Here is a 13,089-nt window from a genome sequence, read left to right as displayed (position 1 = left end):
AGATACCCTAAATTTTTAGGAATTATAATGAATAACAAAGCAGGAAACAGATTTCAGAAGATAACCCTTATCACTGTTGTTTTGCTTTTTTTGACGATTCTGGCCGGCGGCGTGGTACGCAGCAGCGGCTCGGGCATGGGATGCCCTGACTGGCCTAAGTGCTTCGGGCAGTATGTTCCGCCAACAGATGTATCGCAATTGCCCAAGGATTATAAAGAGCAATACGTTAAAAAGCGTGAGTTAAAGAACCAGCGCTTCGCCAAAACGCTCGACTTTTTTGGTTACAACGATATGGCGCGCCGCATACGCGAGGATCGCTCTATTTTAATACCGGAGGAATTTAACGCCACCAAAACCTGGACGGAATACATTAACCGCCTGGTTGGAGCAGTGTGTGGTATATTTTTGTTGCTCAGCGCTATCTATTCGTTCAACTACTGGCGCAGCAATAAGCGAATAGTGGTTTTAAGCGTATTTAACGTTTTCCTGGTAATATATCAAGCCTGGTTAGGTTCAATCGTGGTGTCTACCAATTTGGTTGCCTGGATTGTAACGGTGCATATGTTGCTTGCCATCGCCATATTGGCCATTAGTATAACTACTTATCATATGGCTAAAACTTTGGGCAGGCCGCGTATTCGTAAAAAGGGTATTATTTATGTTGTTATCGTGATCGCCTTGATCCTGTCATTAATACAAATTGCGATAGGTACCGAGGTGCGCGAGAAGATAGATTCAGTAGCCGACCATTTATTGGGCGGTTACCGCGAAACATGGGTTGAGAATGCCGGGGAGATATTCCATAGCCACCGTACGCTTGCTTTACTTGTATTAATTGTAAATGTGTTGCTTTATGCATTGCTCAGGCGCAACTTTAGCCGTCACTCCATACAACAGCAATTTATGAGCATCACCTTTTTGCTGATTATGCTGCAAATTGTTACCGGCGTGGTATTATCGTATTGGGCGTTGCCGCCGTTTGCGCAGGCATCGCATATATTATTGGCAAGTTTAATGTTCGGCGCGCAGTTTTATCTGTTTTTAAACTTATACCGTTCGGTTGATGTACAAGGGGGGAGGATATGAAGGCGGGTGATTTTTCAAAGCTGATCAAATTGCGGCTTACCTTTTTGGTAACCTTTTCAGCCTCGATATCCTTTTTGATCGGCAGCAAGGTTAACGGTGTTATTGAGTGGAAAAACTGGGGTATGCTGATTATCGGCGGTTTCCTGGTTACATCGGCAGCTAACGGTTTTAACGAGATCATTGAGAAGGACCTGGATAAACTGATGAAGCGCACATCCGACAGGCCGATCCCTGCAGGCCGCATGACGACCGGGCAAGCCTTGGTGCTCAGCTTATTTATGGGCATATTCGGCACCTACCTGTTGGGGAGTTTAAACCCTACAGCGGGCTTTCTTTCGGTATTTTCGATACTGCTGTATGCTTTCGCTTATACGCCTTTAAAGCGTAAATCGCCGATAGCGGTTTTTGTAGGCGCCATACCGGGCGCGTTGCCACCGCTGATTGGTTACGTAGCGGCGCATCCAAAGATTGATGAAATAGCCCTGGTGCTGTTTGCCATACAGTTTGTTTGGCAGTTTCCCCACTTTTGGGCCATTGCCTGGGTGCTTGATGATGATTACAAACTGGCCGGTTTCCGGTTACTACCTTCAGGCAACCGCGATACCGTTAGTGCCGTATTTGCATTTGCATCTACCATAATTATGTTGCCGGTAAGTTTATTACCCACCTATTATGGGTACGGCGGCCTATATGTAGGGATAGTATCGTTAATTTTGAGTTTGTTATTTTTGTACCAGGGCTTTATGCTGCTGCGCAACCGCGACATTAAGTCGGCAAAAAGCCTGATGTACGGCTCGTTTTTATACCTGCCAGTGGTACAGTTGATGTTTTTATTTGATTTTATAGGAAAAGTGTAATGATGATGGCTCAGATACAACAACAAAAAGATAGAGTTGATTATACGCCCAAAAAGTTCGTGATGTGGCTTATCGTATTCTCGTCGTTCATGATGTTTGCCGCGTTAACCAGTGGTTTTATTGTATATGTAGGCGGTAAGGGCAAAGGCTTCGACATGGCTATCCCGCCGATATTTTTATATAGTACTATTACCATAGCTGTAAGTAGCATAAGTATGTTCTTGGCTTCAAGGGCTGCCAAGCGATTGCAATTTGGTAGCCAACGCCTGTTTTTATGGATCACCATAGCGTTGGGCATTGCTTTCTTTGCCTTGCAGGTAAACGGATGGAGCCAATTGGTGGATATGGGTATTTATTTCGTAAACCCTAACGCCAGTCAATCGTTTATGTATGTGTTTACCGGCATGCACTTGTTGCACATAGTGGCCGGGTTGTTGTTGCTATTAAATTCACTGGTAGGCAGCTACCGCAATATACCACAGGTAAAACGTGTTTTTTGGATGGAAATGTCGGCTATATTTTGGCATTTTGTCGATATTATATGGATTTATCTGTATGTTTTTTTACTTTTGAACCAGAAATAATTAATTCTACAAACGAGTACAAATGAGTACAACAGTATCACAAATTGATCAAGTTAAAACTACGCCGTGGGCCGGAGGTCGTGAACCTTTTTCGGTAGAGTACGGTAAAATGATGATGTGGTTCTTCCTTCTGTCGGATGCATTCACCTTTTCATCGTTGTTAATAGCTTATGGTGCTTTGCGCTTCAGCGCGGATGCATGGCCATCAGCCGAGCTGGTTTTTCAATCAGTGCCGGGTATGATAGATCATGGCGCTCCGCTGGTTTTCGTAGGTATCATGACATTCATACTCATCATGAGCTCGGTTACCATGGTATTGGCTGTTGAGGCCGGTCACCGTAATTCAAAAAAAGAAGTAGCCTGGTGGATGGTGGCTACCGTTATCGGTGGTTTTATGTTTCTGGGTTGCCAGGCCTTAGAGTGGAGCCACCTGCACCACGAAGGTTTTTGGTGGGGAAGTATTCCGAAGGAATTAGATCATTTCTTTAAAGAAGCCGGTACAGCTTCGCCAACCTATACGCAACAGTTCGCTAACCTGTTCTTTACCATTACGGGTTTCCACGGTTTCCACGTATTCAGTGGTGTTATCATCAACATCGTTATCCTGATCAATGTATTGGCAGGTACTTACCAGCGTCGCGGCCATTATCTGATGGTTGAGAAAGTTGGTTTGTACTGGCACTTTGTAGACCTTGTTTGGGTATTCGTATTTACCTTCTTCTATTTAGTTTGATTTTATCCACTGATAAATAAAAAGAAATTATGTCAGCACAACATACTGAAGCTCATGCGCACAATGAGCACGGCCACGAAGAACACGCGTCAATGAGCCGTGGAAAGATATGGCAGGTATTTTTTATACTGCTTGGTATTACCGTTATCGAGTTCTTCATCGCGCTTTATATGGTGCCTAAAGATATCATAAGCATTTCGGTAGCCAACCCGATTTATATTATCCTTACCCTTGCTAAAGCATTCTACATTGTAGCTTACTTTATGCACCTAAAGTTTGAAAAGGTAGGGCTGATCTACTCATTGGTAGTGCCTATATTGTTCATTATCGGTTTAATACTGGTACTTACAAACGAAAGCCACCACTGGATCGATCTTATCAGATAATGCGTAATTCCGGCTTAGGAAAAAAATTAATAATCCTGGTACTCATACTTGCTGTACCGGGATTTTTATATTATTTACTTACCGTTGGCGGCAAAAACCGCTACAAAGGGCTCAACTATTTCGGGCCTAAAAAGCTGTCGGGCACGTTCCATAAGTTCCATGGCGAAAAGATACCTGACACTACTTACCATCAGCTGCCCAACTTTTCGTTAACCGACCCAAACGGTAAAGCCGTAACCACTGCCGACTTTGACAAGAAGATATTTGTAGCAAGCTTTTTCTACACCGGTTGCCCGGAGGTTTGCACAACCATAAACGATAACCTGCGTAAGCTCGCGCTTAATTATCGTAAAAATAATATGGTATACTTCCTGTCTATCTCCGTCAATCCGCAACAGGATAGGCCTGAGGTATTAAAGGACTACGCTGCCCGTTATAAAGATGTGCCAGCAGGCAAATGGCTGTTTTTGACCGGCGATACCGCTTCGATCTATAACCTGGCCCGCAAAGGTTTTTTGGTGAATGCCCTTAAGGTAAACGATAAGGAATTTGTGTTCAGTGATAAGCTGATACTGATAGATGCCGATAAACATATACGTGGTTATTATACCGGCACATCTGCCCCCGAAGTAAATAAACTCAATGATGAGATTAAGGTGCAGATAGCTGAAGAGCTGCGTAAAATTAAAGCCCCTAATTGATTTTAATAATGAGTGATAAGTTTATATTCCGTTTTGTAGCCGCTGTATCGGTTTTTGTGCTGTTGGTGGTTATCATCCTCAACCGTAAAATAATACCTGCACCAGCCCAGCTGCCATCATTCACTTACTTTTTACCCAAGCTGAACGCCATATTTAACGGTACCTGTTCTGTGCTGTTGCTGGTATCGCTATACTTTATTAAGCAGGGTAATATTGCCATGCACAAGCGTGTTAACATTGCCGCGTTTTGCTTATCATCATTATTCCTGATTTCTTACATACTATTTCATTACCTGGCGCCCGAAACTAATTTTGGCGATTTGAATGGTGATCATTTGGTATCAGATGCGGAAAAGGCACAGGCCGGAAGTATACGTTACGTTTACTATGTAATTTTAGGTAGCCATATTATACTTGCCGCAGGGGTGTTGCCGTTAATACTGTTGAGTTTTTATCGAGGCCTGCAAATGCAAGTTGAAAAGCACCGTAAACTGGTGCGCTGGACCTTCCCGATATGGCTTTACGTAACCATAACCGGCGTAGTTGTTTATTTGATGATATCTCCGTATTATCATTTTTAGTTAACTTTGTTATATGAAGGCTTTTAAATTGTTTTTTGTTGCACTGGCTGCCGGTTTAGTACTGCTAAGCACTGATGTTGTAATGGCGCAATGTGCTATGTGTTCGGCCACGGTTGAGTCTGATGCGCAAAACGGCGGTAACGAAACTGCCGGCCTTAACAATGGTATATTATATCTTTTAGCAATGCCTTATATTGCAGCGGCTATAGGCGGTTACATCTGGTACAAAAAATATCGCCGTAAAGAAAGCGTGGAGCTGAACATGCGAAACGAAAAGCTGCATCTTAATTAAAAAATCTGCCCTCTTACTGCAAGCGGTCAGCCCTTAATACTACCTATGATAAAAAAGGAAACGCTTGATTTTTTAAAGGAACTCGCCCAAAACAACAACCGCGACTGGTTTATAGCCAACAAGGCCCGTCATGACCAGGCACGGGAGAATGTGATAGAATTTGCTGCCGCCGTTATTAAAGAGGTAGCTAAAACAGACCGTGATATTAACACAGATGTCGATCCTAAAAAGTGCGTTTTAAGGATCTACCGAGATGTTCGTTTCAGTCCCGACAAAACACCTTATAAAAAGAATTTTGGCATAACTATTCCGCGCCAGCATCCTAACGGTAGCCGTGGGTCGGAGTATTATATACAGATAGAACCGGGAAATTCTTTTATTGCGGGGGGCTACTGGATGCCTGAGGGAAATCATTTAAAGGCTATACGGCAGGAGATAGATTACAATGCGCAGGAGTTAAAAGATATAGTGGATGCGCCGGAATTCGCTGAGCTGTTTGGCAATTTTCGCGACCAGGAAAAGCTCAAGACCAACCCGCGCGATTACGCCGCTGATAATGAGAATATCGAGCTGTTAAAACTCAAAAGTTTTGTAGCCTGGCGTAAACTTACCGACAGTGAAGTGCAGAAGAAGGATATTGTTGCCAAAACGGTATCACTATGCAGCCATATTTATCCGCTAAATGTGTTTCTGAATAATGCAATTGTTTAAACTATGAAGATAAAGTACCTTTTCGCTCTTTTATTTGCCGCGCTGGCCATACAGTCGTGCGTGGTGTTATCGCCTAAAAAGCATAAAGCCATGCTGGCGCAGATTGACTCGCTTACCCGCCGGTCAGAAACGCTGGAAGAGGAACTGTCGCGTCTTAAAGGCGATTCAACCAGGCTAAGCCGTGAACTGGCCGAGCTTAACGGAAATTACAAAACACTTAATAACAATTACACCGCGAGCTCAAGCAAGGTAAACCAATTATCAAGCGATCTGCAAAAGCGTGAAGCACGGCTAAAAGAGGTTGAAGAGATTTTACGCAAGCGCGACGAGGCGACCAATGCGCTTAAAAATAAACTTCAAAAAGCGCTGCTGGGCTTCCAGCAAAGCGGCTTGAGCGTTGATATACGTAACGGAAAAGTATACGTATCACTAACCGATAAACTATTATTTCCATCAGGTAGTATTGTTATTGACGAAAAAGGTAAGCAGGCGCTCACGCAACTGGCAGCCGTGTTAAATAAAGAGGCTGATATCAATATATCTGTTGAAGGGCATACGGATAACAAGCGTATTAAAAACCTCGGGCAGATAAAGGATAACTGGGATTTAAGTGTACTGCGCGCTACCTCGGTAAGCCGTTTCTTAACCGAGGAGCAACACATTGATCCTGCACGTATAACGGCCACCGGTAAAGGTGAATTTCAGCCGATAGATCCGGGAAATACACCTGAAGCGCTGGCGAAAAACAGGCGTATTGAAATTGTACTTACCCCAAAACTGGACGAACTGTACAACCTGATCAACAACAAATAACATCATGCTGATAAAGAAAGGGATCGTTTTAAAATAACGATCCCTTTCTTGTTTATAAAACATGTACGTACTCGGCAAAATCTATTTGCTTGCTTTATGTCGCAGCAGCACTGGCCATGTCATTTCTCATGGATACATTTATAAGATTTATTAAGATTCGGATTGTCACTCAAATATAGTATATCAAGGCTATCTCCAACATTAGCACTTTCATTATACGCGTGCCCCTTATAAAATTTCCCGTTTAATTTAAAGGTGTAATTTAGCTCTGTTGCGCCTTTTGCACCAACTTTATACCGATTTGTGACAACCGCTCTTATTTTATTATTTTCAGACCGCAATCTTTTATTTAGTAAAGTTTGTTGTACAGACTGGTAAGCCATCCAGCAGCATATTATTAAAAATAATATCACTGCAATGATTTTCTTTAAATTTTTTATATCAAACCTCAATCTCTTGATTATTTTAAACCGTGCTTGGCAATGGCAAATTGAATTGAAAGCAATAAAAATAGGAAGAGTTTGTTAATAGATAGTCGGCACGGTTTGCATCAGCGTGCTAAACATTACAAGCTTATTCTCGAACCGTTGCTGTTGCTGCGCCTGAAAGTTATCAAGGTGGTTGTTAAAATAAGCCTCTACATCTTCCAGCTTATCGGCATGGTATTGTACACAATAGGTAATGCCCTCGTTAGGTGAGTCCATCACGTTTAAAATATTATATTGTTTAAAGTGGCCGGTTGCCATAATAGCCGGCAACTGGGTTTGCTGCAACCAGGCAAGCCATGCGGTATGCGTACCTTCTTCCACTATTACGGTCTCGTTGTAAATTATCATAACGCAAAAATACAAAAATATCAGGTGCCCTGATTATCGCCCCGCAACACCCTGAATCGGTTACGGGCCTCATTGAGCCAAAGGCTGCCGGGATAGTCGGTTATTATTTTCTGGTAATAGGTTTTCGCCAGTTCTTTATTATTCAAATTGTTTTCATACAGATCACCCAGCATAAACACGGCATCATCGGCCCAAAGGCTGGTTGAATGGGTGTCAACAATAGTTTTAAGGTTAGTGCTTGCACCGGCGTAATCCTTTTTACCGATCAAAATTCGCGCTTTAGCCATCAGTATATCATCGGTAAGCGTGTTGCCCGGATATTTCGTGTCAATACTATCCAGCGTACGCATGGCTTTTTCAGGCTCATTAGCAAAGATGTACATATCCGCTCGAGCATACATTTTAAGCGCGGCACCGGTGCTGTCGCCGGTTAAATAATCGGTAATCAGTAATTGCAGGTTAAGCGCGTCATTAGCTATAAGTTTTGATGTAGCCGCTTTTAATATGCCCAGCTGCCCTTTGGCGTATTCAAGGTCGCCGGTATAGTAGGCCAGTTTGGCGTTGCGTAGCTTGGCATCCTGCTCGGTTTCGCTGTCGGGCTTGTCCTTTTCAACCTGGCTGTAAAGCAGGGTAGCATCCCAGGGCCTGCCATTAAGGAGGTACATGTCACCCAGATCAAGCTTGCAAGCCGCCAAAGTCTGCGGCTTTAAGCCGGGTAATGAAACAGCCTGCTGCAATAGCTGTTGCGCATCCTGCAATTTGTGCAGCTTAAACGCCTGTAGGTTGGCCAGTCTTTTAATGGCAAACACCGTCGCCGGCGATTGCCCAAACTGCTTAAGCAGGTCCTTATAATCCTGCTCCAGGCTGGTCAGGTCGGCGGCAGTGTACACGCCTGATGTTATCTTTTGGCTCTTGGCGTCGGTAAGCTCAATTTTGGCTGTGATAAACCAAGGGTCGGCTTGTCCTTTCCCTGCAATGTATTCATATCCGCGTATGGCCTCATCATAAGCCTTATTTTCAACCAGTATGCGGCATAGTTCAATTATATCTTCGCCATCGGTATTGCCGCGGCGGTTAAGGGCAATGGCCTGATTGATAGCCTGGTCATACTCCTTTTGTTGTAACAGAAGCCAGGTTAGCAGCTGGGTATACACCGCCAGATCCGGATATTTTTGTATGCGCTTAAACAAAGCGGTTTTTAAAACATCATAATCTGCGTCCTCAAAAAGTGCCGAGAGCGTATTTTTAGCCTGATTAATATAGCCCGGGTTTTGCGGCAGGTAATTAAGATATTCCTCTGTAAGTGATGCCTTGTCACGATTATAACGGTATAACGCGATAAGCTCGTTAGCAAATGCGGTGTTATTATTAAGCAGTTTGCGGCCGTGTTTAAATGCCTTTATAGCATGGTCCATATTGCCACCCTGGTAAAGCTGCATCCCGAGTATAGATACGGCGCCCGGTTCAGCGGGCAGCTTATCAATCATGGCATTGTAAATGGTGTTAGCTTTATCATTATCGCCTTTAAGTGAATAAATGGTAGCGAGTTTCAGGGTGTATTCACTTTCATCCGGAAACTTTTTGATCATCTTTTTAGTGATGCTTTCCGCCTCATCAAAATTCTTCAGGGCGATGAGGTTGGTTACATAAAAAGGATAGTAGGCTTCGTTCTCCTGCTTATAAAGTTTTTGGTAGATCTCGGAGGCCTTTTGCAGTTCGCCGTTGGCGCTGTATTGCTGCGCCAGGCGTAACTCGCTGTTCTGCGCGTACAGGCTATAGCTGCAACACAGAGCGAAGGCAATAAATAGTAGGGCGCGCAGCTTATACATGATTTTCAAAAATACCTTTTTCAAACATTAAACGCAGTGCTTCATTGATTTATGTTAGCCAGGGTAAAATTGTGGTGACATTTTGAACAGATAATTTTAAAATACTTTAATTTAACATTTTATAACTGGGCCTGATGAGTGTAATGTTGCGTGTTTGGCGCTTATTATTTTTTTTGCTGATACTTGCCGGCGGGATTTCATGTACCGAAAAATCGCCGGATAAAATACCTGTACTTGATTTTTTCAAAACGCCCGACCGGTCTTTCTTCCGGATATCGCCGGATGGCAAATACATATCGTACTTAAAATCGCATAACAGCAAGCAGAATTTGTTTGTACAATCGCTTGTTGACGGAAAAGGCCGCATGGTTACCGAATTCAGTGATTATCCGGTAACCGATTATTTCTGGACCTATAATAATCAGATCGTATACAGCCGGGACATGGTAGCTGCCGATAGCCTGAAAATGTTTGCGCTTGATGTAAACACCTTTAAAACCCGCCCCATATTTTCAGGGCATAAGGTAAAGTTCAGACTGCTCAACCGCAGCCGTACAAGTCCGGATGTGCTTACCGTAAGCCTTAACAAACGCGACGAAGGTATATTTGATGTGTACCATTTAAACATCCGTACGGGGGCGCTGGAGCTGTATATTACTAACCCCGGCGATATAACCGATTGGATTACCGATACCGACGGTAAGATTTTGTTAGCCCGCGCATCCGACGGTGTTAATACCACTGTTTTATACCGCCCTAATGAGCAAACGCCTTTTAAGCCCGTTATTGTGAGCAATTTCAGGGACGCGATAAGGCCAATAGCTTTAACGCGCGATAGCGAAAACTTTTATGCCTTATCCAACCTCTCGCAGGATAAAATGGCGCTGGTGAAAATAGACGCACAAACAGGTAAACAACTTGCCGTAATATTTAAGCAAGATGATGCGGATATTATGTATGTGGAGTATTTTAAGGATAAACACCGCATGGATTTTGCCGCCTGGGATGGGTCGAAACCCCAAAAGCACTTCTTTAATGACAGTGTAAAAGCATTATATGACCGTATAAGCAGCAATTTTGCCGGTAACGAAACTCGCATAATTGATCGCGACAGTGCCGAAAAAAAGTTTATTGTTTACACTTATTCTGACCGCGATCCCGGCTCATATTACTTGTACGACTACAAAAGCGCTAAGCTTACCCGCCTTGGCGAAACCAACTCGAGTATACGCGCCGCTCAAATGTCAGAAATGAAACCGGTATCCTACAAAGCTGCGGACGGGCTGGAGATAAACGGTTACCTTACCTTGCCTTTGGGCAGCGATGGCAAAAACCTGCCGGTGGTAGTGATGCCGCATGGTGGGCCCTGGGCACGCAGCAACTGGGGGTACAATGCCGAAGTACAGTTTTTGGCCAACAGGGGTTACGCGGTATTGCAAATGAATTACCGTGGATCTGCCGGGTACGGCAAGGCCTTCCGTAACGCAGGCTTTAAACAGGTGGGTGGCAAAATTCAGGATGATATTACGGATGGCGTTAAATGGCTGATTGACCAAAAAATTGCTGATCCGAAGCGTATAGCTATATATGGCAGTGGCTTTGGTGGCTTTTCAGCACTCTATGGCGTTTCGTTCAATCCTGGAATGTATAAGTGCGCCATCGTACAAAACGGACTAATAAACTTTTTTACCTTTATAAAGGATGCGCCGCCGTTTTTTAAGCCATATCTTAAAATGACCTATGAGATGGTGGGTAACCCCGAAACAGATGCCGAACATCTGCGGGCTATATCGCCGGTTTTTCACACGGATAAAATAAAGGTACCGATCATGATTTTGCAGGGCGGTAAGGATATACGGGCTAACATCACGGAGCTAAACCAGTTTGTGCTCGAGCTGCGCAAAAAGAAGGTGCCGGTGAATTACATCCTCAAAAATGATGAACGATCGTTCTTTCGTAACGAGGCTAACCGTATCTTGATGTATACCGAGATGGAGAAATTTCTCGAAGCCTACTTATCGGCTAAAAATTAAGCCGGGTTATGGTTAAGGCGCAACGCAATCTTTACCGCAAAAACTTTTCGCTCATCATCATATTCATGGTGCTGATAACTATTTTGCTGGTAATTGCCTTTATAACGGCTTATAGCCTCACTGGTAAGTACGTAGAGAACGAGTTTGCCTCAAAAAAAATTGATGTGCTGGAGCAAACTATATCGCCTTATAACGATTTTTTTCAGAACAAAATTCCTGAGGTAACTTCTTATCAGGGTTTTCTGGATTCATCCTCTGCGGCAAACTATGCTTCATCGGTATTCACCAATTATGCTTTTGTTCGCCGGATTATATTTTACGATATACGCATAGGCAAGCGCCCGGCCAGGCGCAACCGTTTGGGCATATTTGTGCAATCCGTTTATGAGTATACGCCCAATTGGCCCAAAGTAAACGGTGTTGAACGCTATAGCCCCGCCAATGAGGCCGATTTCAGGGCGATGGCCGGGCGATTGAACGAGTTTATTAACCGTGCTGATACGGTGAACGTGCCTTCTCAAAATGAGGTGTTCCGCACGTTTTATGATGTTAAGCCTGATAAGATATCGTACCTGAACGTACCCCGCCGGCAGGATATCAAAATGTACAAGGAGATGCAGAAGAACAGCCAGCAGTCCTTTTTCAAGCAAAACATGATGACGTTTCTGCTTGATCCGGCTTTTATACGGGTTAAAAATCCGCATAGCGAGCTCTATCAGAAAATAACCGTTGAGCCGGTGGTTTACGATCCGTTGTATATTGAGCAGGGCAAAATAGTGACTGAAGTGGCACTGCCCGGCGCTTTCTCCAATTATAAACTCTATTTCGTGTCAGACAGGTCGCACCTGGATAATGAGATCAACCGCCGCTTTATGCCTATTGGCGGTATCGCGTTGCTTATCTACTTTTTTTTGCTGCTTACTGCATGGCTTATCTATCGTAACCTGAATGTAAACATGAAGTTGTTTAAACTGCAGTACGATTTTATAAACAACTTTACCCACGAGTTTAAAACGCCTGTAAGCGTTATTAAAATAGCAGGCTCCAACCTGCGTGGCGAAAACCCGCTGAGTGAAAGGCAGCTTAAACACTATGGGCGCATATTGGACGAAGAGGCTGATAAACTAAATGAACTGATGAACCGCCTGCTATCCTTTACACAGCTCGAGAACCGGTCGATCACCACCAAAAAGGAAGGTATCGAAATTGAAAGCTTTATTAAGCGTTACATCGAAACCTTCAGTATCAAATATCATGATTTCAAGATAAGCCTGGAGATTGAGCCTGACGTAGATCATTTTTATGCCGACCCGGTGATGCTCGGCAGTGTTTTCCAAAATTTGATTGAGAACGCATATAAGTACTCGCACCCGCAAAAAAAGGTGCTGGAAATAAAAGCCTATCGCGATAAAAAGAACGTTATATTTACATTTACCGATCAGGGTATAGGTATACCTAAAGCCGAATTGGGTAATATATTTAAGAAATTTTACCGCCTCGAAAACCAATACAACCAAAATGGTAGCGTTGGCCTGGGCTTGGCGTTTTGTAAGGAACTGGTTAATTTTATGGATGGCGATATTGTGGTTAAAAGTAAAGTGAACCATGGATCGGAATTTATTGTTATACTCCCATATCAAACATAAT

The 13,089-nt window shown here is 43.5% G+C and carries 15 protein-coding genes; 12 read left to right on the top strand and 3 right to left on the bottom strand.

Annotation, left to right across the window (positions count from 1 at the left end; translation table 11 throughout):
- Positions 1-27 precede the first annotated feature (27 nt).
- Genes ABD960_RS17630 through ABD960_RS17585 form a run of 10 tightly spaced genes read left to right on the top strand, consistent with a single transcriptional unit; the run spans position 28 to position 6,744 of the window.
- Positions 28-1,086, top strand: a complete 1,059-nt coding sequence (locus ABD960_RS17630; RefSeq protein ID WP_345333214.1) for a COX15/CtaA family protein — start codon at positions 28-30, stop codon at positions 1,084-1,086.
- A complete protein-coding gene (gene cyoE, locus ABD960_RS17625; protein WP_345333212.1) occupies positions 1,083-1,943 on the top strand; it encodes a heme o synthase in 861 nt (286 codons plus the stop codon). Before ABD960_RS17630 ends, cyoE begins: the two co-directional genes overlap by 4 nt.
- Positions 1,943-2,527 carry a cytochrome c oxidase subunit 3 gene (locus ABD960_RS17620; RefSeq protein WP_345333210.1) on the top strand — a complete coding sequence of 195 codons (585 nt, stop codon included), beginning with the start codon at positions 1,943-1,945 and terminating at the stop codon, positions 2,525-2,527. The genes cyoE and ABD960_RS17620 overlap by 1 nt, the downstream gene beginning before the upstream one ends.
- A gap of 22 nt (positions 2,528-2,549) precedes the next feature.
- Entirely contained in the window at positions 2,550-3,260 is a 711-nt protein-coding gene (locus ABD960_RS17615) for a cytochrome c oxidase subunit 3 (RefSeq protein ID WP_345333208.1), read from the top strand.
- Positions 3,261-3,289: 29 nt separating this feature from the next.
- Positions 3,290-3,646 carry a cytochrome C oxidase subunit IV family protein gene (locus ABD960_RS17610; RefSeq protein WP_345333206.1) on the top strand — a complete coding sequence of 119 codons (357 nt, stop codon included), beginning with the start codon at positions 3,290-3,292 and terminating at the stop codon, positions 3,644-3,646.
- A complete protein-coding gene (locus tag ABD960_RS17605) occupies positions 3,646-4,347 on the top strand; it encodes an SCO family protein (RefSeq protein WP_345333204.1) in 702 nt (233 codons plus the stop codon). Before ABD960_RS17610 ends, ABD960_RS17605 begins: the two co-directional genes overlap by 1 nt.
- Positions 4,348-4,355: 8 nt before the next feature.
- Positions 4,356-4,928 carry a DUF420 domain-containing protein gene (locus tag ABD960_RS17600; protein WP_345333202.1) on the top strand — a complete coding sequence of 191 codons (573 nt, stop codon included), beginning with the start codon at positions 4,356-4,358 and terminating at the stop codon, positions 4,926-4,928.
- A 13-nt stretch (positions 4,929-4,941) separates the two neighbouring features.
- Positions 4,942-5,220 (top strand): hypothetical protein, encoded by a 279-nt coding sequence (locus ABD960_RS17595; RefSeq protein WP_345333200.1) that lies wholly within the window; start codon positions 4,942-4,944, stop codon positions 5,218-5,220.
- A 45-nt stretch (positions 5,221-5,265) separates the two neighbouring features.
- Positions 5,266-5,931 carry a DUF2461 domain-containing protein gene (locus ABD960_RS17590; protein WP_345333198.1) on the top strand — a complete coding sequence of 222 codons (666 nt, stop codon included), beginning with the start codon at positions 5,266-5,268 and terminating at the stop codon, positions 5,929-5,931.
- Between the two features lie 3 nt (positions 5,932-5,934).
- Entirely contained in the window at positions 5,935-6,744 is an 810-nt protein-coding gene (locus ABD960_RS17585) for an OmpA/MotB family protein (protein ID WP_345333196.1), read from the top strand.
- Between the two features lie 119 nt (positions 6,745-6,863).
- On the opposite strand, the gene ABD960_RS17580 is transcribed toward ABD960_RS17585, so the two are convergent.
- The 3 genes from ABD960_RS17580 to ABD960_RS17570 form a co-directional block, all read right to left on the bottom strand.
- Positions 6,864-7,196: a hypothetical protein gene (locus ABD960_RS17580; protein WP_345333194.1), complete on the bottom strand. Its 333-nt coding sequence runs from the start codon at positions 7,194-7,196 to the stop codon at positions 6,864-6,866.
- Between the two features lie 72 nt (positions 7,197-7,268).
- Positions 7,269-7,580, bottom strand: a complete 312-nt coding sequence (locus tag ABD960_RS17575) for a DUF4286 family protein (RefSeq protein WP_345333192.1) — start codon at positions 7,578-7,580, stop codon at positions 7,269-7,271.
- Positions 7,581-7,600: 20 nt separating this feature from the next.
- Positions 7,601-9,409: a tetratricopeptide repeat protein gene (locus ABD960_RS17570; RefSeq protein ID WP_345333190.1), complete on the bottom strand. Its 1,809-nt coding sequence runs from the start codon at positions 9,407-9,409 to the stop codon at positions 7,601-7,603.
- A 134-nt stretch (positions 9,410-9,543) separates the two neighbouring features.
- On the opposite strand from ABD960_RS17570, the gene ABD960_RS17565 reads away from it, so the two are divergent.
- Both ABD960_RS17565 and ABD960_RS17560 read left to right on the top strand, forming a co-directional pair.
- A complete protein-coding gene (locus ABD960_RS17565; RefSeq protein WP_345333188.1) occupies positions 9,544-11,442 on the top strand; it encodes a S9 family peptidase in 1,899 nt (632 codons plus the stop codon).
- 8 nt (positions 11,443-11,450) lie between these two features.
- On the top strand, positions 11,451-13,088 hold the full coding sequence (locus ABD960_RS17560; RefSeq protein ID WP_345333186.1) for a sensor histidine kinase: 1,638 nt from the start codon (positions 11,451-11,453) through the stop codon (positions 13,086-13,088).
- Position 13,089: the final 1 nt, after the last annotated feature.

Source organism: Mucilaginibacter defluvii (genome assembly GCF_039543225.1).
GTDB lineage: Bacteria > Bacteroidota > Bacteroidia > Sphingobacteriales > Sphingobacteriaceae > Mucilaginibacter > Mucilaginibacter defluvii.
This window is presented reverse-complemented; position numbering and strand designations above follow the sequence as displayed.

Excerpts from the sequence above, each read along its gene's own strand:
- ABD960_RS17630 (WP_345333214.1), top strand. The coding sequence starts at position 28 with ATGAATAACAAAGCAGGAAACAGATTTCAGAAGATAACCCTTATCACT.
- cyoE (WP_345333212.1), top strand. The coding sequence starts at position 1,083 with ATGAAGGCGGGTGATTTTTCAAAGCTGATCAAATTGCGGCTTACCTTT.
- ABD960_RS17620 (WP_345333210.1), top strand. The coding sequence starts at position 1,943 with ATGATGATGGCTCAGATACAACAACAAAAAGATAGAGTTGATTATACG.
- ABD960_RS17615 (WP_345333208.1), top strand. The coding sequence starts at position 2,550 with ATGAGTACAACAGTATCACAAATTGATCAAGTTAAAACTACGCCGTGG.
- ABD960_RS17610 (WP_345333206.1), top strand. The coding sequence starts at position 3,290 with ATGTCAGCACAACATACTGAAGCTCATGCGCACAATGAGCACGGCCAC.
- ABD960_RS17605 (WP_345333204.1), top strand. The coding sequence starts at position 3,646 with ATGCGTAATTCCGGCTTAGGAAAAAAATTAATAATCCTGGTACTCATA.
- ABD960_RS17600 (WP_345333202.1), top strand. The coding sequence starts at position 4,356 with ATGAGTGATAAGTTTATATTCCGTTTTGTAGCCGCTGTATCGGTTTTT.
- ABD960_RS17595 (WP_345333200.1), top strand. The coding sequence starts at position 4,942 with ATGAAGGCTTTTAAATTGTTTTTTGTTGCACTGGCTGCCGGTTTAGTA.
- ABD960_RS17590 (WP_345333198.1), top strand. The coding sequence starts at position 5,266 with ATGATAAAAAAGGAAACGCTTGATTTTTTAAAGGAACTCGCCCAAAAC.
- ABD960_RS17585 (WP_345333196.1), top strand. The coding sequence starts at position 5,935 with ATGAAGATAAAGTACCTTTTCGCTCTTTTATTTGCCGCGCTGGCCATA.
- ABD960_RS17575 (WP_345333192.1), bottom strand. The coding sequence starts at position 7,580 with ATGATAATTTACAACGAGACCGTAATAGTGGAAGAAGGTACGCATACC.
- ABD960_RS17570 (WP_345333190.1), bottom strand. The coding sequence starts at position 9,409 with ATGTATAAGCTGCGCGCCCTACTATTTATTGCCTTCGCTCTGTGTTGC.
- ABD960_RS17565 (WP_345333188.1), top strand. The coding sequence starts at position 9,544 with ATGAGTGTAATGTTGCGTGTTTGGCGCTTATTATTTTTTTTGCTGATA.
- ABD960_RS17560 (WP_345333186.1), top strand. The coding sequence starts at position 11,451 with ATGGTTAAGGCGCAACGCAATCTTTACCGCAAAAACTTTTCGCTCATC.